Below are 23,294 nucleotides of genomic sequence, written 5' to 3' on the forward strand. Positions count from 1 at the left end.
ATACGCTTTGCGGGGCAACTCCGCCCTCGCGAGGCGATATTTTGTTTCTGCTGCCGGCCTAGCCGCGTTTCCCGTTCGCCTCGCGCAAAAAATCCTCGACGCTCGGATAGCGCAGACGTACCCGCAATTCCTCCTTCAGACGCCGGTTCACGAGCCGGCGCGACTCGCGCATGAACGACAGCAGCAGCGGATCGATCTGCTGCTCCGCCTGCTCTCTCGTGATGCGCGGCGGGCGCGCGAGCCCGAACGCATCGGCGACCGCGTCGAAATACTCCCCCATTTTCAGCGACGAATCGTCGGACGCGTGCAGTGCGCGCGCGGGCCGGCCATGCGTGGCGAGACGCACGAGGATCGCGGCGAGGTCGTCGGCGTGGATGTGATTCGTGTAGACGTCGTCGGCATCGACGAGCGCCGGCGTGCCTCTTTCGAGCCGCGCGAGCGGCAGACGGTTGCGCGCATAGATGCCCGGGATCCGCGCGATGCTCGTGGCGACGCTACCGCGCGCCGTCGCGCGCCGCAACTGCCGCTCGGCCGACACGCGACGTTTGGCGCGCGCATTCGCGGGCCGCGGCGCGCGCGTTTCGTCGATCCACGCGCCGCCGCAATCGCCGTAGACGCCCGTCGTGCTTGCGTAAACGATGCGCACCGGTGCGCGCGAAGCGCCGGTCCGGCGCACCCCGTCGGGTACAATATCGGGTGTTTCAGCGCCCAGACCTGAAGCGCGCGCACGGCGCAACCGCGCGATCGGCGCGACGGACGACCTCGCCGCGCAAGCGTTCATGCGGCCCGCGGCACCTAACGTCGCAAGCAGCGCGCGAGTGCGTCGATCGTCGTCGCCGGACTTCTGCGGCGGCGCGAGATGCAGCACCGTCGGCGCGAGGCGCGCGAGCCGTTTGAGGCTGCGGCGCGCGTCGAGATCGCCGACGAGCGGCATCACGCCCGCGGCGCGCAACTCATCGCAGCGCGCGGCATGGCTCGTCAACGCGAAGATACGCGCGCGCGGCCGCAACAGGGGCACGCAGCGCATGCCGACGTCGCCGCATCCTACGATCAGCACGCGCGGCCGGCGGAAGTTTCGTGTCGCTTTCATGGTGGGCGCATTGTAGCGGTCACACGCAACAGGTACCGCGCGGTTGATCCGGCGGGTCCCATTACGATTCCGAATTTTCGATTCCGAACACTTTATGGCATTTAACGTCACGCTCCGGCAAACCGGCCGGCAGTTTCAGGTAGAACAGGACGAACCGGTGCTCTCCGCAGCGCTGCGTCAAGGCATCGGCCTGCCGTACGGCTGCAAGAACGGCGCGTGCGGTTCGTGCAAAGGCACGGTCGTGAGCGGCGAGGTCGAACAGCGCGCGCACTCGTCGTCGGCGCTGTCGAACGAAGAAAAGACGCGCGGCATGGCGCTCCTGTGCTGCGCGAGCGCGTGCTCCGATCTCGAAGTCGACATCCGCGAAGTGGCCGGCGTCGGCGATGTGCAGGTCAAGAAGCTGCCGTGCCGCGTGAACGCGATCGAGCGCAAGGCCGACGACGTGATCGTCGTGAAGCTGCAACTGCCCGCCAACGAACGTCTGCAATATCTGGCCGGCCAGTACCTCGAATTCATCCTGAAGGACGGCAAGCGCCGCAGCTATTCGATGGCGAGCGCGCCGCACGTCGAAGGCCCGGTCGAACTGCACATCCGCCACATGCCCGGCGGTGCGTTCACCGACCATGTGTTCAACACGATGAAGGAGCGCGACATCCTGCGCTTCGAAGCGCCGCTCGGCACGTTCTTCCTGCGCGAGGACTCGGACAAGCCGATCGTGCTGCTCGCGTCGGGCACCGGCTTCGCGCCGCTGAAGGCGATCGTCGAGCATGCGGTGTTCAAGAACATGACGCGCCCCATGACGCTCTACTGGGGCGCGCGCCGCAAGAAAGACCTGTATCTGCTCGAACTCGCCGAGCAATGGGCGCACGAGATTCCGAACTTCAAGTTCGTGCCGGTGCTCTCCGAACCCGATGCGGGCGACGCATGGACGGGCCGCACGGGCTTCGTGCATCGGGCGGTGATCGAGGATCTGCCCGATCTGTCGGCCTACCAGGTATATGCATGCGGCGCGCCGGTGATGGTCGAATCGGCGCTGCGCGACTTCACGCAGCATCACCAGTTGCCGGAAGACGAGTTCTACGCGGACTCGTTCACCAGCGCGGCCGATCTCGCGAACGCGGTCTGATTGCACGGCGGCAAATTCCCCCCGATGCAGCGCCAGTGCAAATTCATGGTTTACACCAGCGCTTTTCTTATCGTATTCTTTCGCGCATGAACCGCATCCAGTCCGAATTCCGACGTCGCCGCTCGCCGCTCCCTTAGGAACGCCGCTGGCTTCGTCACGGACTCGCGCCACACAAAACCTGGGCGCAAGCTGTTCGAATCATGAAAGCCACGGCATGCCGTGGCTTTTCTGTTTTTCCGGCCGCCGTTCTTATTGGCCAAACCGTCACCGTTTCTTCACCCTGCTCTTACCCTTTTGCCTGGAGCCTGCCGTCATGAATTTCAATGAGTATCCAATCGATTCGCTGATGTACATCACGAACCGACCTGAAATCGTTTTCACGCACGGCAAAGGCTCGTGGCTTTACGACAACAACGGCAAGCGCTACCTGGATTTCATTCAGGGCTGGGCGGTCAATTGCCTCGGCCACTGCAACGACGGCATGATCGAAGCGCTGAACCAGCAGGCCAAGCTGCTGATCAACCCGTCGCCGGCGTTCTACAACGAGCCGATGGCGAAGCTCGCGAGCCTGCTCACGCAGCACAGCTGCTTCGACAAGGTGTTCTTCGCGAATAGCGGCGCCGAGGCGAACGAAGGCGCGATCAAGCTCGCGCGCAAGTGGGGCAGGAAGTTCAAGGACGGCGCGTTCGAGATCATCACGTTCGACCACAGCTTCCACGGCCGCACGCTCGCGACGATGTCGGCCAGCGGCAAGCCGGGCTGGGACACGATCTACGCGCCGCAGGTGCCGGGCTTCCCGAAGGCGGACCTGAACGACATCGCGTCGGTGGAAAAGCTGATCAACGCGAAGACCGTCGCGGTGATGCTCGAGCCGATCCAGGGCGAAGGCGGCGTGATCCCCGCGACCCGCGAGTTCATGCAGCATCTGCGCGAGCTGACGAAACAACACAACATCTTGCTGATCGTCGACGAAGTGCAAAGCGGCTGTGGTCGCGCCGGCACGCTGTTCGCGTATCAGCTGTCGGGCATCGAGCCGGACATCATGACGCTCGGCAAAGGCATCGGCGGCGGCGTGCCGCTCGCGGCGCTGCTGTCGAAGGCGGAAATCGCCGTGTTCGAAGCGGGCGATCAGGGCGGCACCTACAACGGCAATCCGCTGATGACCGCGGTCGGCTACTCGGTGATCTCGCAGCTGACGGCGCCGGGCTTCCTCGAAGGCGTGCGCTCGCGCGGCGAATATCTGCGCACGAAGCTGCTCGAGCTGTCCGAGGAGCGCGGCTTCAAGGGCGAGCGCGGCGAGGGTCTGCTGCGCGCGCTGCTGCTCGGCAAGGACATCGGCAACCAGATTGTCGAGAAGGCGCGCGACATGCAACCCGACGGCGTGCTGCTGAACGCCGCGCGTCCGAGCCTGCTGCGCTTCATGCCGGCGCTTAACGTGACGACCGGAGAAATCGACCAGATGCTGGCGATGCTGCGCTCGGTTCTCGACTCGCTGTAATCAACCACGGAGCACACCGATGACGACGAACACGACGCTGTCGATCCGCCGCTTCGACGCGACCGATACCGAAGCCGTGATTGCGCTATGGCAGGACGTGTTTCCCGAGTATCGCGATGTGACGCGACCGCAGCGCAACCCGCGTCAGTCGATCGCCAATAAGCTCGCGACGCAACCGGAGCTGTTCTTCGTCGCGGTGCTCGATGGACGCATCGTCGGCACCGTAATGGGCGGCTATGATGGACACCGCGGCTGGTTGTATTCGCTCGCGGTCGACGCATCGCTGCGACGTCATGGCATCGGCACGCGGCTCGTCGCGCACGTCGAGAGCGAGTTGACGAAGCTCGGTTGTCCGAAGCTGAACCTGCAGGTACTGTCGTCGGCAACGGCTGAAATACGGGCGTTCTACGATGCGCTCGGGTATCGCACCGATGCGGTGATCAGCCTCGGCAAGCGGCTCGGCCAATACGCCGACGCGGCCCCGGCCAGTTGATTCGCGTCGTACGCCTGATTAAAGAAAGCCGCATGCGTTGCTTGACGCATGCGGCTTTTTCAATGGTTCTCCCGCAAGCAGCGCACATATCGGCGGATTCGGACAAATAGCAGATGGCGAGCAGTTGGATTGCCTAAAATCGTTTACGCACGAGACGACGCCGGCGCTGGAAAGACAGGTTTGCGGCGAATCGCGACCCTTCCCCCCCGGGGGCGGCTCATGCGTCTGAGTCCCAACGCGCTGGAATCCTAAGGGGAATCTTCATGGCGACTTATGTGGTGCTCCTGCAATTTACGGATCAGGGTATCCGCACGATCAAGAACAGTGCAGAGCGAGCCGGGCAGGCGGCGGAAATGGCGAAATCTTTTGGCTGCGAGATGAAGCAGATCTACTGGACGTTAGGGGCATACGACGTTGTCTCGGTCGTCGAAGCGGCAGACGAGCAGAGCTTCCTCGCCTTCGGCTTCGCACTCGGCTCGGCCGGCAATGTCCGCTCGCAAACGCTGCGTGCGTTCACAAAAGACGAAATCAGTTCGGTTATCGGGCGACTCCCTTAATTCACGTCCCAACCAGAAAAATAAAACGCGCCCCGCGACATTGCATCGCGGGGCGCGTTGCAAACCGGACGTGTGCGCAAAGGGCATACGTCCAACTATTCACCCACTCATTCACCCACTCATTCACCCAAATACGCGGCCCGAACCTTCGGATCGTCGAGCATCTGCTTCGCGTCGCCCGACATCGTGATCAAACCGGAGTCCATCACGTAGCCGCGATTCGCCGCCTGCAGCGCGAGCCGCGCGTTCTGCTCGACGAGCAGCACGGTCATGCCTTCAGAGGAAATCAGGCGCACCACTTCGAAGATCTTCTCGACCATGATCGGCGACAGACCCATCGACGGTTCGTCGAGCAGCAGCAGTTTGGGCCGCGAGATGATCGCGCGTGCCATCGCGAGCATCTGCTGCTCGCCGCCCGACAGCGTGCCCGCGTATTGCGATGCACGCTCCTTCAGACGCGGAAAGAAGCCGAACATGCGCTCGACGTCCGACTTGATGCCATCGTCATCGTTGCGCAGATACGCACCCATCTGCATGTTCTCGACGATCGACATGCGCGCGAAGATGCCGCGCCCTTCCGGCACCATCGCGAGACCGCGCTTCAGAAGCTCATGCGCGGGCAGGCCCTTGATCGACTGACCCATGTACTCGATGTCGCCGGCCGCATACGCCTTCAGGCCGGTGATCGCCTTCATCGTCGTGGTTTTGCCCGCGCCGTTCGCACCGATCAGCGTGACGAGTTCGCCCTGCCCGACCTCGAGGTCGACACCCTTGACCGCCTGGATGCCACCGTAGTTGACCTGCAGGCCCTTGATTTTCAACATTGCTTGCGTCGTGGACATCAGTGGACCCCCGCACCCAGATAAGCTTCGATCACCTTCGCATCCTTCTGCACGTCCTGCGGCAGACCTTGCGCAATCACCTTGCCGTAGTCGAGCACCGTCATCTGATTGCACAGACCCATCACGAGCTTCACGTCGTGTTCGATCAGCAGAATCGTCTTGCCGTCCGCACGGATCTTGTCGAGCAGCCTGGTCAGCTCGACCTTCTCGGTGGCGTTCATGCCGGCCGCCGGTTCGTCGAGCGCGAGCAGCTTCGGATCGGTCGCCAGCGCACGCGCGATTTCGAGCCGCCGCTGGTGGCCATATGACAGGTTGCGCGACGTATAGTCCGCGTACTGCGTAATGCCGACGTAGTCGAGCAGTTCGAGCGCGCGCTCCTTGATCTCGCGCTCTTCCTGGCGTTCGGCCGGCGTCTGGAACACCGCGCCGAGCAGACCGTGCTTGGTGCGCACATGACGGCCGACCATCACGTTTTCGAGCGCGGTCATGCCGCCGAACAGACGGATGTTCTGGAACGTGCGCGCAATGCCCGCCTTCGCGACCTGATAGACCGCGGTCGGCGTGTAGCTCTCGCCGTCGAGCTTGAACTCGCCTGAATCCGGCGTGTACAGACCCGTGATCACATTGAAGAAGGTGGTCTTGCCGGCGCCGTTCGGGCCGATCAGGCCGTAGATCTCGCCCGCGCGGATCTGCAGGCCGACCTCGGAAAGCGCTTGCAGCCCGCCGAAGCGCTTGTTGACGCCCTTCACCGACAGCCGGATCGCTGCGTTGTTGCTTACGTTATCGCTCATGTCTTTTTCTCCACCGGACCTTATGCGCGCACCGGCTTCTTGCCGCCACGCTTCGCCAGCTTCGCAATCCTGTCTTCGTGCTTCGGCGCGGGCCACAGGCCTTCCGAGCGGTACAGCATGATCACGACCATCGCGAGGCCGTACAGCAACTGACGGATCACTTCGGTATCGACGATTTCATGGCCGAAGATCATGTTCTGCAGCGGACCCATCGTCGAGCGCAGGAACTCGGGGAACACCGCGAGCAGCACCGCGCCGAGGATCACACCCGGAATGTGGCCCATGCCGCCGAGCACCACGCAGGCGAGCACCACGACCGATTCCCAGAACGTGAACGATTCCGGCGACACGAAACCCTGGAACGAGGCGAACATGGCGCCCGACAGGCCGCCGAACGACGCGCCCATCGCGAACGCAAGCAGCTTCACGTTACGGGTATTGATGCCCATTGCCTTGGCGGCGATTTCGTCTTCGCGGATCGCGGCCCACGCGCGGCCGATACGCGAATGCTGCAGACGCGTACAGGTCCAGATCACGAACAGCGCGCACAGCACGAACAGGTAGTAGTACAGGTACACCGACGGAAACTGCATGCCCAACAGCGAGTGTGTCTGCGCGAGGCTGAAGCCGCCGACGGACACCGGATCGATCCCGGTGATCCCCTTCGGGCCGTTGGTGATGTTCACCGGACGGTCGAGGTTGTTCATGAAGATCCGCACGATTTCCCCGAAGCCGAGGGTCACGATCGCGAGGTAGTCGCCACGCAGACGCAGTGTCGGCGCACCGAGCAGAATCCCGAACATCGCGGCGAGCGCCATCGCGATCGGCGCGATGATCCAGATCGGCACGTGGATGCCGTTCGGCGCGAGATGCGCGATCCACTCGAATTGCGTCGCGAGGTGCGGTGAGCTCAGCAGCGCGGCCGTGTAGGCGCCGATCGCGTAGAACGCGATGTAGCCCAGGTCCAGCAGGCCGGCAAAGCCGACCACCACGTTCAGGCCCAGCGCGAGCATCACGTACAGCATCGCGAAGTCGAGCACGCGGACCCAGTAGTTGCCGCCCGCGGCGCCGATGACCATCGGCGCCGCGATCACGAAGATCGCCGTGAGAATACCGATAGTCAGCGTCTTCGTGCGGTTCTTTTCGGGGATGAGCGTCGTGGACGGCTCGATCGGTTGAATTGAGGTCATGATTGTTGACTCCTTGTGGCCCGGGATCAGGCGCGATCCGCGACACGTTCGCCGAGCAGACCCGACGGACGGAACACCAGCACGACGATCAGCACGATGAACGCGAACACGTCCTGGTAGTTACTGCCGAACACGCCGCCCGTGAGGTCGCCGATATAGCCGGCACCCAACTGCTCGATCAGGCCGAGGAGCACGCCGCCGACCATCGCGCCGCCGAGATTGCCGATACCGCCGAGCACCGCCGCGGTAAAGGCCTTCAGGCCAGGGATGAAGCCCATGTAGAAGTGCGCGTTGCCGTATTCGGACGCGATCATCACGCCGGCGAGCGCAGCCAGCGCCGAGCCGATCATGAAGGTCGCCGAAATCACGAAGTTCGGGTTCACACCCATCAGACTCGCGACGTTCGGGTTCTCGGCGATCGCGCGCATGGCGCGGCCGAGCCTGGTCTTGTGCACGAGCAGCAGGAGGCCGCCCATCACGAGGAACGCCGTTACGATGATCACGATTTCAGTCATCGAGATCACGGCGCCGGGCGTCGTGTCGGTGGCCTTGATTACGTTGAGCGGGTCGGTGGGCAACAACTGCGGGAACGGCAGCGGATTGCGCGACCAGATCATCATCGCGAGCGTCTGCAGCAGAATCGATACACCGATCGCGGTGATCAGCGGCGCGAGACGCGGCGCACGCCGCAACGGCCGGTAGGCGACCCGCTCGATCGTGTAGCCGACCACCGCGCAGACCGCCGCCGCGATGATCAACGCGATCACGAGCGTCAGCACATTGCCCAGGCCGGGGAAGTGGTTCTGCAGCACTCCTATGGCGGAGAGCGCAACCATCGCGCCCACCATCAACACGTCGCCGTGGGCGAAGTTGATGATGCCCAGAATGCCGTAAACCATCGTATAGCCCAGTGCGATGATGGCGTAGACACTGCCAAGCACCAGTCCATTGATGATCTGCTGGATGAAGATATCCATTTAATGCTCCTTAGCCCGTGCGACTGGATTCGCGTTTTTCATCTGCCAGTGGGCGGTGATGCGCTACGAATCTCAACGGCACTGCGGGTACTGATGTAAAAGACCGGTAAGGGTTATCCGCTGCCGGCTGGCCCTGACGACCGTGATGCGGTCGCGAGCTCACCTTGGGCGGATGCAAAAACGGCACCGTTGGATGGTGTCGGTGCCGTCAGGCCGAACTTCCCGTCATCACATCTTTACGACGTCGAGCACTGCTTTCTTGCCGTCCTTGAAGTCGTAAAGCGTAATGGCGCCCTCTTTCAAATCACCCTTGTCGTCGAACGCGATGTGGCCGATTACCCCGTTGTAATCGGTCGAAGGCATCGCAGCCAGCACCTTGGGCGCCTCGATAGAATTAGCGCGCTTCATTGCATCGACGATCACGTACACAGCGTCGTACGTGAACGGCGCGTAAATCTGCACCGGCGTGTGGAAGCGGCCCTCGTACTTCTTTTCGAAGTCCGCTCCATTGGTCATTTTCGAAAGCGCGAGTCCTGCTTCCGAACAGACCAGGTTTTGCACGGCGGTACCCGCCAGCTCACCTACCTTGTCGGTACACACACCGTCGCCGCCAAGGATTTTTGCCCTGATACCGAGCGCCGCCGCCTGCTTCGTAAACGGCCCGCCCGTCGCGTCCATGCCGCCGAACATGATGGCGTCCGGCTGAACACTCTTGATCTTCGTGAGAATGGCCCGGAAATCCGTGGCCTTGTCGCTCGTCGCCTCCCGCGCGACGATCTTCGCGCCGCTCGCCTCGGCGGTCTTCGTGAACTCGTCCGCGAGACCTTTGCCGTAGGCGGTCGCATCGTCCACGACCGCGATGCGTTTCGCGCCCAGCGCCTTCGTCGCGTAATTGGCGAGCGCCGGACCCTGCTGCGCGTCGGTCGGGACCACCCGATAGGTCGTCTTGAACCCTTGCTGCGTATAGGCCGGATTCGTCGACGACGGCGAGATCTCGACGATGCTCGCGTCGCTATAGATCTTCGACGCCGGAATCGAGACCCCGGAGTTCAGGTGTCCGATCACCGCGACCACGTGATCGTCGACCAGCTTCTGCGCGACGGCGGTGCCGGTTTTCGGGTCCGCGGCATCGTCCTGCGCGTCGAGTTGCAGCTGGATCTTGCGACCGTCGATCGTCAACCCCTGCGCATTGATTTCTTCGACCGCGAGGCGCGCCCCATTTTCGTTGTCCTTGCCCAGGTGCGCGATGCCGCCCGTCAACGGAGCCGCATGACCGATCTTCACGATAGTCGCTTCGCTCGTGGCGACAACCGCCGCGGCCGAGGCCGCCGATGCGCCCGTTCCCGCTTCGCCATCCTGTTTCTTGCCGCACGCGGTCAGCATCGCAACCGTGGCCGCGATGGACACGGCGTAAGCAAATTTGACTCGCATCAAGTAAGGTCTCCTGCGCCTTGCAAAATCCACTGTCCAGGACCTCAAGGCCTTGAGAACGCGCGCATTGTAACTCCAATTATGCGGGTGGCAATATTGTTGAACCGGTGGGGTTTTCCTGCATTGCAACCTGATTTTGAGAGCAAAATCCGTTAAAAGGCGCAACCTGGTTGCGATCCGTTTTCGTGCACCAGTTGCACCGGCGCCGAACCCGCTGGCATCAAGTGTTGCGGGCGATCGGCGCGAATCCCGGATAGGCCGGGCTTTGCGTCGGGCATGACCATTTAGCGCGCGCTCGGTAAATTGCACCAATTCAGTGCATATCCAATCCGTCCTAAAGCTTTTGCGAGCTTAAAACGGGGACGCATCGCGCCAAAATCGATAAAAGCCCCGATCAAATTCAAAAAAATTTGTGCGCGAGACCACCGAAAGTCGACCGGTCATTCGATGTGGCACTTAATTTAATCGGAGGTTCGTCGGGCACGGGCATAAAAAAAGCGCGCCCACGGGCGCGCTTTCCTTTCAGTGTAGCTAACGGATTGTCAGGCTGGCAGACCGAGCCCGCGTGGCAGCGGAAACGCGATGTTTTCCTCGATACCCTCGAGCGCGCGCACGTTGCGCACACCCAGTTCGCGCAAACGCGCGATCACCGCCTGCGCCAGCACCTCCGGCGCCGACGCACCGGCGGTCACGCCAATGCGGCGCTTGCCCTCGACCCAAACCGGATCGATCTGATCGGGCGAATCGACCATATAGGCTGGCACGCCGAGCTTCTCGGCGAGCTCGCGCAAGCGGTTCGAATTCGAGCTGTTCGGACTGCCGACGACGATCACGACGTCGCACTGCGGCGCCATGAACTTCACTGCGTCCTGGCGATTCTGCGTGGCGTAGCAGATGTCCTGCTTCTTCGGCTCACGGATGGACGGGTACCTGGCCTTCAGCGCGCCGATGATTTCGGCGGCGTCGTCGACCGACAGCGTGGTTTGCGTGACGAAGGCGATCCGCTCCGGATCGGCGAGCTGCAATGCCTGCACATCCTCGATGTCCTCGACCAGATGCATGCCCTCGGCCGCCTGGCCCATCGTGCCTTCGACTTCCGGGTGGCCCTTGTGGCCGATCATCACGATGTCGAAACCGTCCTGGCGCATCTTCGCGACTTCGATATGCACCTTGGTCACGAGCGGACAAGTGGCGTCGTACACCCGCAGCCCGCGCGACTCCGCCTCCGAGCGCACGGCCTTCGACACGCCATGCGCGCTGAAGATCACCGTGTTGCCCGCCGGCACTTCGTCCAGGTTCTCGATGAAGATCGCTCCCTTCTTGCGCAGGTCTTCAACCACATAGGCGTTATGGACGATTTCGTGACGCACGTAGATCGGCGAGCCATACAGCTTGATGGCCCGCTCGACGATCTCGATCGCCCGGTCGACGCCGGCGCAGAACCCGCGTGGCTGGGCCAGCAGGATCTCCGCTTCGGCAAGAGTCGTATCCGTGATGCTCATGTTTACAGAATCCCGATGATTTTCACTTCAAACGCCAGCGCCTGGCCGGCAAGCGGGTGATTGAAATCGAATAGGGCCGACGTTTCGCCAACTTCCTTCAGTACGCCGGCATAGCGCCCGCCGCCCGGCGCGTTGAATTCGACCAGGTCACCCGGGGAAAAATCCTCGCCGATCATGCTGTTCTCCCGCAGCGTGGCGAGGGACACGCGCTGGATCAGATCCGGATTGCGCGGGCCGAACGCCTGGCCCGGCGCTAGCTGAAAGGTCGAATGGCGGCCCACCTTCAAACCCAGCAAAATATCTTCCAGCGGCGGCGCCAGTTGACCGGCGCCGAGCAGCAGCGTGGCCGGCTTGTCGTTGAACGTGTTGATCACTTCGGCGCCATCGGCAAGGGAAAGCCGGTAATGCAGCGTGACGTGTGAACCGGGTTTCACCTCGGAAATATCGATGATGCTCATGCAATGCTCGCTCAGTCGAAGCGCGCTGCACGCGTGCGCCGCGGAGCAGTCGACGCGTGTGGCAAACCGTCGGCGTGCCGTGCGCAAAGTGTCTATTGTAAGCCACCTAGCGGGCGCCGGCTTGAGTCCGTCGCGCGCGAGGGCGGCACGGCCCGGCGGCGCATTGCGCCGCGTGCGCCGTCAACCTTACGCGGAGGACTCTATATATATGGCTGATTTCGCCAGCACAATCGACGAAACACCTGCGGCAACGCTGCGACGACCGAAGGCGCCGGCACGCGCCGGAGGCGGCGTGAAAGCCGCCGCGAATCGGTCGGCCGAGGCCCCGTCAGAAGCCGCCGACTCCACCGCCCGCTGCCGGCGGCAACTGTTTCGGGGTAAATGGCTCCGGCGCGACATGCCGCGCGAGCGACTGATCGAGCAGGGCCCCGACGTGCTGTCGGACACCGAAATGATCGCGCTCGTGCTCGGCTCCGGCCTGCCCGGTCACGACGTGTTCAGCGTCGCGCGGGCGCTGCTGGATCGCTTCGGCTCCCTGCGCGCGATGCTCGACGCGACTTATGCGGACTTCGACGGCATTCGCGGCATCGGCCCCGCGAAAAAAGCGCAATTACTCGCGATCATGGAAATGGCGCGTCGCTCGCTGGTCGACAAGATGCGCAAGCGCCCGCTAATGAATTCGCCCGAAGCGGTCGAAAGTTATCTGCGCCTTCTGATCGGCGGACAGCCGCAGGAGGTGTTCGTGTCGCTGTTTCTCGACGCCCGGCATCGGCTGATCCGCTGCGAGGAAAGCGCGCGCGGCTCGCTCACGCGCATGGCCGTGTATCCACGCGAGATCGTGCGGCGGGCGCTCGCCGCGAACGCGGCCAGCCTGATCGTCGCGCATAATCATCCGTCCGGCGCCGTCGAGCCGAGTGCCAGCGACTGCCGCCTCACGCAGACCCTGCGCGACGCGCTCGCGCTCGTCGATGTGCAGTTGATCGATCATCTGGTGATCGGCGCGGACACCGTATATTCGTTCGCCCGCGCCGGCTGGCCGGGGCTCGCGCGCAAGCCCGCTCGAGCGCGGGAAGCGGAATGGCCGCCGTACGGCGCAGCGTCCCGCATCGCAAATAAGGTTTGATTTTGCGGCTTTTTTTCTGCTAGAATTCCGGTTTGCCTATTTCCAACCCCCTGTTCCGAAGCCATCAAGGCGTTCCGCAAAGGTCAGGCAGCTGTGGTAGCGAAGTGTCTCGATGCAAATTCGGCGCAACTTCGCACACTTTCAGCGCGGCTCTTTTCGGGAAACTTTCACGGCGTTCGAACTCAGAATTAGCGTATTAGGAGTGCTCTCATGGCACGCGTATGCCAAGTAACTGGGAAAGCGCCGATGAGCGGCAACAACGTTTCCCACGCGAACAACAAGACCAAGCGCCGGTTCCTGCCGAACCTGCAAAACCGCCGTATCTGGGTGGAAAGCGAAAACCGTTGGGTGCGTCTGCGCGTTTCAAACGCCGGCCTGCGCCTGATCGACAAGAACGGTATCGACGCTGTGCTCGCAGATTTGCGCGCACGCGGTGAAGCCTAAGGAGTAAATCATGGCGAAAGGCGCACGCGACAAGATCAAGCTGGAATCGACCGCAGGCACGGGTCACTTCTACACGACCACGAAGAACAAACGCAACATGCCGGAAAAGATGCTGATCAAGAAATTTGATCCGGTCATCCGCAAGCACGTTGACTACAAGGAAACCAAGATCAAGTAATCTTGGCTCTCCAGCCTGACGAAGGCAAAAACATGAAAAGCCTCGCATTCGTGCGAGGCTTTTTTGTTTTTGCGCGGACCTCGCGATAGCTCCGCAAGGCGCGCGCGAATCGCCCTATTCCGTTTGGCCAGCTTTCGCCAGGGCGATGCGGCGCGTATCCTTTGTCGTTTTCGCGGCGGGCGGTTCGCGCGCCGTCATCGCAAAACGAAAGACGGAGATGTGGGCAATGGAATTCGATGTGGCGATTGTCGGTAGCGGTCTGGCTGGTTTGAGCGTCGCGCTCAATCTCGCGCAGACACGGCGCGTTGCTGTGATCGCCAAGCGATCGCTGACCGAAGGCGCGAGCGACTGGGCACAAGGCGGCATCGCCGCGGTGCTCGATTCGGCGGACAGCGTCGAGAATCACGTGCGCGATACGCTGACCGCAGGCGGCGGCCTGTGCGACGAGGCGGCGACACGCTTTATCGTCGAGCATGGGCGCGCCGCGATCGAATGGCTGATCGGACAGGGCGTGCCGTTCACGAAAGACGAGGCCGCCGAACTGGGCTTTCATTTGACGCGCGAAGGCGGCCATAGCCATCGCCGGATCATTCACGCGGCCGACGCGACCGGCCATGCGGTCGTCGCCACGCTCAGCGAGCAGGTGCGCCAGCATCCGAACATCACGCTGTTCGAAGACCATCACGCAATCGACCTGATCACGTCCGAACGCCTCGGCCTGCCCGGCCGCCGCTGCCATGGTCTGTATGCGCTCGATCTGCAAAGCGGCCAAACCGTTACGATCGAAGCGCCGCATACGGTGCTCGCGACCGGCGGCGCCGGCAAGGTCTACCTGTACACGACCAACCCCGACACCGCGACCGGCGACGGCATCGCGATGGCATGGCGCGCCGGCTGCCGCGTGTCGAACATGGAATTCATCCAGTTCCACCCGACGTGCCTGTTTCACCCGTACGCGAAGTCGTTCCTGATTTCGGAAGCAGTGCGCGGCGAAGGCGGCATTCTGAAACTGCCGGATGGCACGCGCTTCATGCCCAATCACGACGAGCGCGCGGAGCTTGCGCCGCGCGACATCGTCGCGCGGGCGATCGACTTCGAGATCAAGAAACGCGGCATCGATTGCGTGTACCTCGACATCAGCCACCAGCCGGCCGCGTTCCTGCACGAGCATTTCCCGACGATCCTGGCGCGCTGCCTCGAGTTCGGCATCGACATCACGAAGGAGCCGATTCCAGTGGTACCGGCCGCGCATTACACGTGCGGCGGCGTCGTCACCGATCTGGCGGGCCGCACCGATCTCGCGGGTCTCTACGCAGTCGGCGAAACGTCCTGCACCGGCCTGCACGGCGCGAACCGACTTGCCAGCAATTCGCTGCTCGAATGCCTCGTGACCGGCCGCTCCGCCGCCAAGGCGATCGAAGCGGAAGGCTTCGCTGCCGCCGTTCACGCGCCGCTGCCGGCCTGGGACGAAAGCCGCGTGTCCGATCCGGACGAGGAGGTCGTGGTCGCGCACAACTGGGACGAACTGCGCCGGCTGATGTGGAACTACGTCGGTATCGTGCGCACCGACAAGCGACTCGAGCGCGCGAAGCATCGGCTCGCGTTGCTGCGCGACGAGATCCACGAGTACTACGCGAACTTCAAAGTGAGCCGCGATCTGCTGGAACTGCGCAATCTGGTCGATGTGGCGTCGCTGATCGTGGACAGCGCGCGCTCGCGGCGCGAAAGCCGCGGCCTGCATTTCAGCCGCGACTGGCCGTCCACATTACCCAAGGCGCTACCGACGGTGCTCACGCCGAAGTATGTACGCAGGCCGAATACCTGACAGCCTTGGGCCGAAATACACGCTGAAACGACGCCACAAACGACAAGGCCATTGCCGGTAAGCTCCGGCAATGGCGTTGTTAAGTCGTCACGAGCGTCGACTGTCGCGCTAAAACGCGCGGCGCTCAAACGATCCGCATCGAGTAGTCGGTCGCGCGCACGTCTTTGGTCAGTGCGCCAATCGACACGCGGTCCACGCCAGTCTCCGCGATCGTGCGCACGGTCTCGAAATTCACGCCGCCGGACACTTCGAGCACCGCGCGCCCGGCCGTGATGCGAACCGCGTCGCGCATCATGTCGAACGAGAAGTTGTCGAGCAGGATCGACTGCGCGCCATGCGCGAGCGCGGTTTCCAGTTGTTCGAGCGTTTCGACTTCGATCTGGATCGGCACGCCCGCATTCAACGCGAGCGCCGCGTCCATCGCCGCGCCCACGCCGCCGGCCGCGGCGATATGGTTTTCCTTGATCAGAATGCCGTCGTACAGCGCGAGCCGCTGGTTCGCACCGCCGCCGATGCGCACCGCGTACTTCTGCGCGAGCCGCAAGCCCGGGAGCGTCTTGCGCGTATCGAGAACGCGCGCGTGCGTGTGAGCAATCGCGTCGACATAGCGGCGCGTCGCGCTCGCCACGCCCGACAGTAGCTGCAGGAAATTCACCGCGTTGCGCTCGGCGGTCAGCAGCGCGCGCACCGGCCCGCGAAGATCGCAGACCGTCGTGTCGGCGCTCATGCGGTCGCCCTCGCGATAACGCCATTGAACTACGATGCGAGGATCGACCGCGCGCATCACCGCGTCGAACCACGGCACGCCGCACAGTACCGCTTCCTCGCGCACGATGATGCGCGCGTCGCGAACGTCATCGGCAGGCACGAGGCGGCCGGTCTGATCGCCGGTGCCGATATCTTCGGCGAGTGCATCGGCGACATTGCGTGCGAGCGCCGCGTCGAACGCCACGCCATATTGCGCGTGAATCGCCGCGAAAAGCGGCGACACTGCGTCGGCCCCTTCGCGCGCCACTACCTGCTCAGGCGCCTTCTCCACCACCTTCATTACGCTGCCCCCACATTCGAATACAGTTGCGCGTCGCGCGCGAGATCGCCGCTCGCCTGCACGCGCTTCTTGTGACGCGCCGCGAAATCGAGCATGCGATCGATCGGTAGACGCGCACGCTCGCCGATCCCACGCTCGACGAAGATTTCGTTGTGGCCGCGCTCGAGCACATCGGCCAGATTGGCGAGTCCGTTCATCGCCATCCACGGGCAATGCGCGCAGCTCTTGCAGGTCGCGCTGTTGCCGGCCGTCGGCGCGGCAATCAGCGTCTTGCCGGGCGCGGCGAGTTGCATCTTGTGCAGGATGCCGAGGTCGGTCGCGACGATGAAGTGCGTCGCGTCGAGCTTCCGCGCGGCGTCGATCAACTGCGTGGTCGAGCCGACCACGTCCGCCTGGGCGATCACGTTGGCCGGCGACTCCGGATGCACGAGCACCTTCGCGTGCGGATAATCGGCGCGCAGCAGATCGAGTTCGATGCCCTTGAATTCGTCGTGCACGAGGCACGAGCCCTGCCACATCAGCATGTCCGCGCCGGTCTTGCCCTGGATGTAGCTGCCGAGATGACGATCCGGCGCCCAGATGATCTTCTCGCCGCGCGCATGCAGATCGGCGACGATCTCCAACCCGATCGACGACGTCACCATCCAGTCCGAGCGCGCCTTCACGGCCGCGCTCGTGTTCGCGTACACGACCACCGTGCGGTCCGGGTGTGCGTCGCAGAACGCCGAGAACTCGTCGACCGGACAACCGAGGTCGAGCGAACAGGTCGCATCCAGATCCGGCATCAGAATGCGCTTGTCTGGACTGAGGATTTTTGCGGTCTCGCCCATGAAGCGCACGCCCGCGACCACCAGCGTCTGCGCCTCGTGATCGCGGCCGAAGCGCGCCATTTCCAGCGAATCGGCCACGCAACCGCCGGTTTCGTCGGCGAGTTCCTGCAATTCGGCGTCGACATAATAGTGCGCGACCAGCACCGCTTTCTCGCGCTTGAGTAATTCGCGAATGCGCGCCTTCAGCGCCCGCTTTTCTTCCGCCGACGGCGTCTCGGGCACCTTCGCCCACGCCTGCCCGATCCCGCAGGTCGTGCCCTGCGCCTGAGGCCGATCGAATTCGACGGTCCTGATCGCCTGCTGCTCCATCATCTCCTCTGCCCTCACTTGGCCGCCGCGGCTTGCCGATCGCGCTACACGCGCAATGCATTTCCACGGCCCAAAAACGCAAAACCCCGCCAACGCGGGGTTTTGTGACGTCCTGAAATTTTAATGGATTTCAGGCATAGCGACGCAGTCGCATCGCGAAGTCTTGCAGCGCCTTGATACCGCTCTGCTCTGCGCGATGGCACCAGTCCTGCAATTGCACCAGCAATTGCTCGCGCGACGCGTTGGAGCGCTCCCACATTGCCGCCAGTTCGTTGCGCATGTCGATGTAGGTCTTCAGCTTCTGGCTGTTCGCGAAAATCTGCGGCAGCTGGAGCTTCTGCGGCTCGTTCAGGCCCGCCTCTTCCTTGTGGAACCAGCTGCGCGCACCACGCATCACCTGATACTTTTCGCGCGCGCCGACTTCCTTCAGATGCGCGAGCTCCTGGCGGTATGCGCGCTTGATCGCTTTCGCGTAACGCGCCATCACTTCGTAGCGGTTCGCGAGCACGGCCTGCAGCGTGTCCTGATCGAGCACAAGCTTGCCGGTGGTCAGGCGCGGCGTCGGTGCGACCTTCTTCACTTTGGCCAGACGAAACGCCTGCATGATGCGGATGTACATCCAGCCAATGTCGAACTCGTACCACTTGTTCGACAGCTTCGCCGACGTCGCATACGTGTGGTGATTGTTATGCAGCTCTTCGCCACCGATGATGATGCCCCACGGGAAAATGTTGGTGCTCGCATCCGACGAATTGAAGTTGCGATAGCCCCAGAAGTGCGCGAGGCCGTTGACCACGCCCGCGGCCCAGAAAGGGATCCACACCATCTGCACGGCCCAGATGGTCAGGCCGACGACGCCGAACAGCGCGACGTTGATCACCATCATCAGGCTCACGCCGAGAATCGGGTACTTCGTGTAGACGTTGCGCTCCATCCAGTCGTTCGGCGTACCGTGACTGAACTTGCGCATCGTTTCTTCGTTTTTCGCTTCGGTGCGATAGAGCTCGGCGCCTTCGAGCAGCACCTTCCAGATGCCGCGCGTCTGCGGGCTGTGCGGATCCTCTTCGGTCTCGCATTTCGCGTGGTGCTTGCGGTGAATCGCGGCCCACTGGCCGGTCAGCATGCCGGTGGTCATCCACAACCAGAAGCGGAAAAAATGACTGGCGATCGGGTGCAGATCCAGCGCGCGATGCGCCTGGCAGCGATGCAGATAGACGGTCACGCCGATAATCGTGATGTGCGTCGCGATCAGCGTGTATACGACGAGTTGCCACCACGAGAAACGCAGCAGCCCGTGGGCAAGGAAATCGAGCAAAGAATTCAACAAGGTAAGTTACCTGCAGAACGAGAGATACGAAGCACACGCGGCGCGCGTGTCATGAAAGTGAAAGCATACAGCGGGATAGGACGATATTCTACTTGAAGGGTTCCAAGTGTTTGTAACAAATAGGGATTTTTTGTGCGCAATCAAGTCGATAGCGATTGCCTGGGCACTGGTGCATGCCTTGCCGCGGCGCGAAATGGGGCTTAACGGCCGTCGTTGGCGGCACGGTTGGCGGGCCTGAGCGCGGGATCGGACGTGGTGTCGGAAACCGGATCGGTCATCGCCACCGGGTGCGGCATTGCGCCGCTTGCCTGACCGACGATGCGCACCTCGCGTTGCGGGAGCGCAATAGTGATGCCGTGCTCGGAAAAGAGACGCCAGATATTGCAGTTGACGGTTGAGAGCACGCCACGCGTGCCGCTCGCCGCGTCTTCGATCCGGAAACCCAACTCGAGATTGATGCCGTCCCGGCCAAAGCCGACCAGAAATGGCGCCGGCGCCGGTTCGCGCAGCACCCGCGGCACGTCGGCGGCGGCTTGGGCGAGCAGCGTCATATGCGCATTACCGACGCCAAAGCTCACGCTGTCCATCCACGCGATCACGGCGTTCTGAATGCCGAACAGCGTGAGTACCATGCCAATCCACACGACCACCGACACGATCTTCTCGACGAGAAACAGCCACCGATGCTCGCCACCTTCGCGGTTGAACACCCGCCGAAGAAGAACACGATGTAGATCAACCCAATGCCGGCGAGCGGCACCAGCGCCAGATCGAGCAGCGCGGTGTCCATGAACTGGCCGGCGATCGCCCGCGCGAGCCGCACCAGTGCCGCGCCGATCAGCGGAAAAGCCGCCCGGTCGAGGCTTTCCATGCCGAAACGCAGGCTCTCGTAGCGCGTCGATTGCGGCCGCTTGATGCGGCGGCGCAGCGTCCGCGCGAGCAGCCACGCGACGAGCAGCGTCGCAAGCAGGATCGCGACCTGCCACAGCATCACGCGCTGACCGAAGTCGCGCGCGATGTCGCTGAACATGTGGGTAAAGTCGTATGCATGGATGTCGCCGGAATGGCCGACGCGCGCGGATTCATCCGCCAATCCGCGCGCCGGCCTGCAGCCGGTTGCCTAGCTCTGGCGCTCGAGCACGGCGGCGAAAAAGCCGTCGGTCGCGTGGCGGTGCGGCCACAGCGACAGGTAGTCGCCCATCTCCAGCTCGATACGCTGCTCGGCAAGGACGTCGCGCGCCGGCACCAGCGCGAAATCAGGGTGATCGGCGAGGAACTGCTGCACGACCGCCTCGTTTTCGGCTTCGAGAATCGAGCACGTAGCATAGACGAGCCGGCCGCCCTTCTTCACGAGACGCGCCGCGCTCGTGAGAATCGACGCCTGCTTCGGCGCCAGCTCGGCGATCGACTCCGGCGACTGGCGCCACTTCAGATCCGGGTTGCGGCGCAGCGTGCCGAGGCCGCTGCACGGTGCATCGACGAGCACGCGGTCGATCTTGCCAGCCAGACGCTTGATCTTCGCGTCGTGTTCGCTGTCGATCAGCACCGGGTTCACGTTCGACAGGCCGCTGCGCGCGAGACGCGGCTTCAGCTTCGCGAGACGCCGCTCGGAGATATCGAACGCGTAGAGCCGGCCGGTCGAGCGCATTGCCGCGCCGAGCGCCAGCGTCTTGCCGCCCGCGCCCGCACAGAAATCGACGATCATCTCACCGCGCCGAGGCGCGACCAGCGAGCACAGCAGCTGGCTGCCCTCGTCCTGCACTTCGAGCCAGCCCTGCTGGAACGCGTCGAGCTTGGTGAGCGCCGGCTTGCCGACCACGCGCACCCCGAGCGGCGCGAACGGCGTCGCGCCCGCCTCGATGCCCGCCTTCGACAGCGCACCCAGCACGTCGTCGCGGCTCGCCTTGATCGGGTTCGCGCGCAGATCGAGCGGCGCCGGGTAGTTCAGCGCGGCGGCCAGCTGCGCGAGCTCGGCGGCCTCGAAGCGCGAGCTGAGCGCCTGGCTGATCCAGTCGGGCAGGTTCAGGCGAATCCGCAGTGGCAGGCTTTCCGGGTCGATCTTCGCCACGTGCTCAAGCCAAGTCGCCTCGGCCTCGGTGACGAACGGCTTGAGCGCCGAGCGTCCGGCCGTCTGCATCAGGCCCAGCAGCGCCATGCGGCGCGCGGGGCTGCCAGTGCCGCTTTCGGCCAGATGCGCGAACTCCATCCGGCGGCGCAGCACGGCGAACACCGCCTCGGCGATCACGCCGCGCTCGGCGTGCCCGAGCTTCGGATGCGCGCGGAAGAAGCGGCTCGTGGTGGCGTCGGCGGGGCCGTTCAGCCGCAGCACTTCGGCCAGCAGCGTTTCAGTTTGTCCAATCAGGAAACCATGCAATCTCATGCGCCCTCTCCGGCGGTGTGACCGGCAAAGAGCCATTGCGGCTCCGACGGCGTAAGCGTGACGCGCGAGCCGTCCAGAGCGAGACGCCCTTCGACGAACCAGCGCACCGCGCGCGGATAAATGATGTGCTCGGTGGCGAGCACGCGTGCGGCGAGCGTCTGTGCGGTATCGCCCGCCTCGACAGGCACCGCCGACTGCAAGACGATCGGCCCGTGATCCAGCTTTGACGTGACAAAATGCACCGACGCGCCGTGGAACCGCACGCCGGCGTCGAGCGCCTGCTGATGGGTCTTCAGACCCGGAAAGCTCGGCAGCAATGACGGGTGCACGTTCAGCATGCGCGCTGCGTAGTGGTCGACGAAGCGCTCGGTCAGCACGCGCATGAAGCCCGCGAGCACGACGAGGTCCGGCGCGATGGCGTCGATCTGCTCGGCGAGTGCCGCGTCGAAGCTGTCGCGATCCGGAAACTGGCGGTGGTCGACCACCGCCGTGGCGATGCCATGCGACGCCGCGAACGCGAGCCCCGCGGCATCGGGACGGTTAGCAATCACGGCGGCGACCCGCGCCGGCCAGCCCTCGCTCGCGCAGGCGCGCACGATGGCTTCCATGTTGCTACCCCGCCCGGAAATCAGGATGACGAGTTTTTTCATGCGCGGATTTTATCATTCGGCAATCGCCGGACCGCGACCGCGCAGCCGTCTGTTGCGCCAAGCGTTTATAATCGATTGTTTTGTGGCACCCCGCCCGCGCCCCTATTGCAATCGCAGCAACGCCTGCAACCCACTATCGTGAGAGTCTTCCGCGGCCTTCCCAATGCCGAGAGCCGCGCGCCGTGCGCGCTGACCATCGGCAACTTCGACGGTGTCCACCGCGGCCACCAGGCTCTGCTCGCCCACGTGCGCGCGGCCGCGAACGCGCGTGGCCTGCCCGTCTGCGTGATGACCTTCGAGCCGCACCCGCGCGAGTTCTTCAACCCGGCCGGCGCGCCGCCGCGCATCGCGATGCTGCGCGACAAGCTCGAGGCGCTGCGCACCAACGGGGTCGACCGGGTCGTCGTCGAGCACTTCAATCACACGTTCGCGAGCCAGTCGCCAGATGCGTTCGTCGAGCGGATCATCGTCAACGGCTTGCACGCGCGCTGGATCATGATCGGCGACGACTTCCGCTACGGCGCGAAGCGCGCCGGCGATTTCGCGTCGCTGCGCACGGCCGGCAAGCAGTACGGTTTCGAAGTCGAACAGATGGCGACGGTCGCCGATCCGACGGGCGCGCGCATCTCGAGCTCGGGCGTGCGCGCGGCGCTGGTCGCGGGCGACCTCGACTCGGCGCGCGCAGCGCTCGGCCGCGACTATCTGATCAGCGGCCACGTCACCCATGGCATGAAGCTCGGCCGCGATCTCGGCTTTCCGACGCTCAATCTGCCGATCGCGCACAAGCGTCCGGCACTGGCCGGCATCTTCGTCGTACAGGTGCACGGCATCGCCGAGCAACCGCTGCCGGGCGTCGCGAGCCTCGGCCTGCGCCCCACCGTCGACGATTCCGGCCGTGTGCTGCTCGAAGTGCACCTGCTCGATTGGCACGGCGACGCGTATGGCAAACTCGTGCGCGTCGAATTTCTGAAGAAGCTGCGCGACGAGGAGAAGTTCGTCGATCTCGAAACGCTGACCGCCGCGATCGCGCGCGACGTCGCCAATGCGCGCGCATGGTTCGCTGCGGTCGGCGCCGGCACGCCGGGCAGCCGTTCCACCGGTTTCGCCACCTCGGCCACCGACCGAATTAGATAACCACCGCGGTTCGGGCCGGTGCGCCGCGCCGCACGAACCGTCGCCGCGCGCATCGAAGGGCGTCCGTGCTTCACGCGGAGCCGCCTGCCGG

General features: G+C 63.7%; 22 protein-coding genes and 1 pseudogene. 9 read left to right on the plus strand and 14 right to left on the minus strand.

Features of this window, described 5'->3' with window-relative positions; genetic code table 11:
• Positions 1-58 precede the first annotated feature (58 nt).
• Positions 59-1,090 (minus strand): SDR family NAD(P)-dependent oxidoreductase, encoded by a 1,032-nt coding sequence (locus tag F6X37_RS26390; protein ID WP_187613335.1) that lies wholly within the window; start codon positions 1,088-1,090, stop codon positions 59-61.
• Between the two features lie 94 nt (positions 1,091-1,184).
• Here F6X37_RS26390 and F6X37_RS26395 point away from each other — a divergent pair, with 94 nt between their 5' ends.
• From F6X37_RS26395 to F6X37_RS26410, 4 genes are all read left to right on the plus strand, one after another.
• Positions 1,185-2,216, plus strand: a complete 1,032-nt coding sequence (locus tag F6X37_RS26395; RefSeq protein WP_187613336.1) for a CDP-6-deoxy-delta-3,4-glucoseen reductase — start codon at positions 1,185-1,187, stop codon at positions 2,214-2,216.
• 313 nt (positions 2,217-2,529) lie between these two features.
• Complete coding sequence (locus F6X37_RS26400) at positions 2,530-3,714, plus strand: acetylornithine transaminase (protein WP_187613337.1); 1,185 nt, start codon at positions 2,530-2,532, stop codon at positions 3,712-3,714.
• A gap of 19 nt (positions 3,715-3,733) precedes the next feature.
• Positions 3,734-4,207, plus strand: a complete 474-nt coding sequence (locus F6X37_RS26405; protein ID WP_187613338.1) for a GNAT family acetyltransferase — start codon at positions 3,734-3,736, stop codon at positions 4,205-4,207.
• Positions 4,208-4,470: 263 nt separating this feature from the next.
• Positions 4,471-4,764, plus strand: a complete 294-nt coding sequence (locus F6X37_RS26410) for a GYD domain-containing protein (RefSeq protein ID WP_018421572.1) — start codon at positions 4,471-4,473, stop codon at positions 4,762-4,764.
• 119 nt (positions 4,765-4,883) lie between these two features.
• Here F6X37_RS26410 and F6X37_RS26415 read toward each other — a convergent pair whose 3' ends face one another.
• From F6X37_RS26415 to F6X37_RS26445, 7 genes are all read right to left on the minus strand, one after another.
• On the minus strand, positions 4,884-5,588 hold the full coding sequence (locus F6X37_RS26415; RefSeq protein ID WP_026225995.1) for an ABC transporter ATP-binding protein: 705 nt from the start codon (positions 5,586-5,588) through the stop codon (positions 4,884-4,886).
• A gap of 17 nt (positions 5,589-5,605) precedes the next feature.
• Positions 5,606-6,397, minus strand: coding sequence for an ABC transporter ATP-binding protein (locus F6X37_RS26420; RefSeq protein WP_090801554.1), 792 nt, complete (start codon positions 6,395-6,397; stop codon positions 5,606-5,608).
• A gap of 20 nt (positions 6,398-6,417) precedes the next feature.
• Complete coding sequence (locus tag F6X37_RS26425) at positions 6,418-7,587, minus strand: ABC transporter permease subunit (protein ID WP_187613339.1); 1,170 nt, start codon at positions 7,585-7,587, stop codon at positions 6,418-6,420.
• A gap of 26 nt (positions 7,588-7,613) precedes the next feature.
• A complete protein-coding gene (locus tag F6X37_RS26430; RefSeq protein ID WP_090801557.1) occupies positions 7,614-8,564 on the minus strand; it encodes a branched-chain amino acid ABC transporter permease in 951 nt (316 codons plus the stop codon).
• A gap of 228 nt (positions 8,565-8,792) precedes the next feature.
• Positions 8,793-9,995, minus strand: a complete 1,203-nt coding sequence (locus tag F6X37_RS26435) for a branched-chain amino acid ABC transporter substrate-binding protein (protein ID WP_187613352.1) — start codon at positions 9,993-9,995, stop codon at positions 8,793-8,795.
• 542 nt (positions 9,996-10,537) lie between these two features.
• Complete coding sequence (ispH, locus tag F6X37_RS26440) at positions 10,538-11,497, minus strand: 4-hydroxy-3-methylbut-2-enyl diphosphate reductase (RefSeq protein ID WP_018421578.1); 960 nt, start codon at positions 11,495-11,497, stop codon at positions 10,538-10,540.
• Positions 11,498-11,499: 2 nt separating this feature from the next.
• Entirely contained in the window at positions 11,500-11,955 is a 456-nt protein-coding gene (locus F6X37_RS26445) for a peptidylprolyl isomerase (RefSeq protein WP_090801560.1), read from the minus strand.
• Between the two features lie 208 nt (positions 11,956-12,163).
• Here F6X37_RS26445 and radC point away from each other — a divergent pair, with 208 nt between their 5' ends.
• The 4 genes from radC (at position 12,164) to nadB (ending at position 15,525) form a co-directional block, all read left to right on the plus strand.
• On the plus strand, positions 12,164-13,078 hold the full coding sequence (gene radC, locus F6X37_RS26450) for a RadC family protein (protein WP_187613340.1): 915 nt from the start codon (positions 12,164-12,166) through the stop codon (positions 13,076-13,078).
• A 210-nt stretch (positions 13,079-13,288) separates the two neighbouring features.
• Positions 13,289-13,522: a 50S ribosomal protein L28 gene (rpmB, locus tag F6X37_RS26455; protein ID WP_007180631.1), complete on the plus strand. Its 234-nt coding sequence runs from the start codon at positions 13,289-13,291 to the stop codon at positions 13,520-13,522.
• A 10-nt stretch (positions 13,523-13,532) separates the two neighbouring features.
• Positions 13,533-13,700 carry a 50S ribosomal protein L33 gene (gene rpmG, locus F6X37_RS26460; protein ID WP_008919555.1) on the plus strand — a complete coding sequence of 56 codons (168 nt, stop codon included), beginning with the start codon at positions 13,533-13,535 and terminating at the stop codon, positions 13,698-13,700.
• A gap of 226 nt (positions 13,701-13,926) precedes the next feature.
• A complete protein-coding gene (gene nadB, locus F6X37_RS26465; RefSeq protein ID WP_187613341.1) occupies positions 13,927-15,525 on the plus strand; it encodes an L-aspartate oxidase in 1,599 nt (532 codons plus the stop codon).
• A 124-nt stretch (positions 15,526-15,649) separates the two neighbouring features.
• Here the strand turns inward: nadB and nadC are convergent, their stop codons facing one another.
• From nadC to purN, 6 genes and pseudogenes are all read right to left on the minus strand, one after another.
• On the minus strand, positions 15,650-16,573 hold the full coding sequence (gene nadC, locus F6X37_RS26470; protein ID WP_187613342.1) for a carboxylating nicotinate-nucleotide diphosphorylase: 924 nt from the start codon (positions 16,571-16,573) through the stop codon (positions 15,650-15,652).
• Positions 16,573-17,712: a quinolinate synthase NadA gene (gene nadA, locus F6X37_RS26475; protein ID WP_187613353.1), complete on the minus strand. Its 1,140-nt coding sequence runs from the start codon at positions 17,710-17,712 to the stop codon at positions 16,573-16,575. The genes nadC and nadA overlap by 1 nt, the downstream gene beginning before the upstream one ends.
• Positions 17,713-17,842: 130 nt before the next feature.
• Positions 17,843-19,039 (minus strand): acyl-CoA desaturase, encoded by a 1,197-nt coding sequence (locus F6X37_RS26480; RefSeq protein WP_184051590.1) that lies wholly within the window; start codon positions 19,037-19,039, stop codon positions 17,843-17,845.
• 200 nt (positions 19,040-19,239) lie between these two features.
• Positions 19,240-20,069 (minus strand): annotated as a pseudogene (locus F6X37_RS26485) (hypothetical protein).
• Between the two features lie 90 nt (positions 20,070-20,159).
• Positions 20,160-21,419 carry an RsmB/NOP family class I SAM-dependent RNA methyltransferase gene (locus F6X37_RS26490; protein ID WP_184058175.1) on the minus strand — a complete coding sequence of 420 codons (1,260 nt, stop codon included), beginning with the start codon at positions 21,417-21,419 and terminating at the stop codon, positions 20,160-20,162.
• The gene (gene purN / locus F6X37_RS26495) at positions 21,416-22,069 is read right to left on the minus strand and encodes a phosphoribosylglycinamide formyltransferase (protein WP_090801571.1); all 654 of its coding nucleotides are present in this window, start codon (positions 22,067-22,069) and stop codon (positions 21,416-21,418) included. Before purN ends, F6X37_RS26490 begins: the two co-directional genes overlap by 4 nt.
• A gap of 138 nt (positions 22,070-22,207) precedes the next feature.
• Between purN and F6X37_RS26500 the strand changes: the two genes are divergently transcribed.
• On the plus strand, positions 22,208-23,203 hold the full coding sequence (locus F6X37_RS26500) for a bifunctional riboflavin kinase/FAD synthetase (RefSeq protein WP_187613343.1): 996 nt from the start codon (positions 22,208-22,210) through the stop codon (positions 23,201-23,203).
• The last annotated feature ends 91 nt before the right edge of the window (positions 23,204-23,294 follow it).

This window comes from Paraburkholderia sp. 31.1, from assembly GCF_014397645.1.
Taxonomy (GTDB): domain Bacteria; phylum Pseudomonadota; class Gammaproteobacteria; order Burkholderiales; family Burkholderiaceae; genus Paraburkholderia; species Paraburkholderia tuberum.

Excerpts from the sequence above, each read along its gene's own strand:
- F6X37_RS26390 (WP_187613335.1), bottom strand. The coding sequence starts at position 1,090 with ATGAAAGCGACACGAAACTTCCGCCGGCCGCGCGTGCTGATCGTAGGA.
- F6X37_RS26395 (WP_187613336.1), top strand. The coding sequence starts at position 1,185 with ATGGCATTTAACGTCACGCTCCGGCAAACCGGCCGGCAGTTTCAGGTA.
- F6X37_RS26400 (WP_187613337.1), top strand. The coding sequence starts at position 2,530 with ATGAATTTCAATGAGTATCCAATCGATTCGCTGATGTACATCACGAAC.
- F6X37_RS26405 (WP_187613338.1), top strand. The coding sequence starts at position 3,734 with ATGACGACGAACACGACGCTGTCGATCCGCCGCTTCGACGCGACCGAT.
- F6X37_RS26410 (WP_018421572.1), top strand. The coding sequence starts at position 4,471 with ATGGCGACTTATGTGGTGCTCCTGCAATTTACGGATCAGGGTATCCGC.
- F6X37_RS26415 (WP_026225995.1), bottom strand. The coding sequence starts at position 5,588 with ATGTTGAAAATCAAGGGCCTGCAGGTCAACTACGGTGGCATCCAGGCG.
- F6X37_RS26420 (WP_090801554.1), bottom strand. The coding sequence starts at position 6,397 with ATGAGCGATAACGTAAGCAACAACGCAGCGATCCGGCTGTCGGTGAAG.
- F6X37_RS26425 (WP_187613339.1), bottom strand. The coding sequence starts at position 7,587 with ATGACCTCAATTCAACCGATCGAGCCGTCCACGACGCTCATCCCCGAA.
- F6X37_RS26430 (WP_090801557.1), bottom strand. The coding sequence starts at position 8,564 with ATGGATATCTTCATCCAGCAGATCATCAATGGACTGGTGCTTGGCAGT.
- F6X37_RS26435 (WP_187613352.1), bottom strand. The coding sequence starts at position 9,995 with ATGCGAGTCAAATTTGCTTACGCCGTGTCCATCGCGGCCACGGTTGCG.
- ispH (WP_018421578.1), bottom strand. The coding sequence starts at position 11,497 with ATGAGCATCACGGATACGACTCTTGCCGAAGCGGAGATCCTGCTGGCC.
- F6X37_RS26445 (WP_090801560.1), bottom strand. The coding sequence starts at position 11,955 with ATGAGCATCATCGATATTTCCGAGGTGAAACCCGGTTCACACGTCACG.
- radC (WP_187613340.1), top strand. The coding sequence starts at position 12,164 with ATGGCTGATTTCGCCAGCACAATCGACGAAACACCTGCGGCAACGCTG.
- rpmB (WP_007180631.1), top strand. The coding sequence starts at position 13,289 with ATGGCACGCGTATGCCAAGTAACTGGGAAAGCGCCGATGAGCGGCAAC.
- rpmG (WP_008919555.1), top strand. The coding sequence starts at position 13,533 with ATGGCGAAAGGCGCACGCGACAAGATCAAGCTGGAATCGACCGCAGGC.
- nadB (WP_187613341.1), top strand. The coding sequence starts at position 13,927 with ATGGAATTCGATGTGGCGATTGTCGGTAGCGGTCTGGCTGGTTTGAGC.
- nadC (WP_187613342.1), bottom strand. The coding sequence starts at position 16,573 with ATGAAGGTGGTGGAGAAGGCGCCTGAGCAGGTAGTGGCGCGCGAAGGG.
- nadA (WP_187613353.1), bottom strand. The coding sequence starts at position 17,712 with ATGGAGCAGCAGGCGATCAGGACCGTCGAATTCGATCGGCCTCAGGCG.
- F6X37_RS26490 (WP_184058175.1), bottom strand. The coding sequence starts at position 21,419 with ATGAGATTGCATGGTTTCCTGATTGGACAAACTGAAACGCTGCTGGCC.
- purN (WP_090801571.1), bottom strand. The coding sequence starts at position 22,069 with ATGAAAAAACTCGTCATCCTGATTTCCGGGCGGGGTAGCAACATGGAA.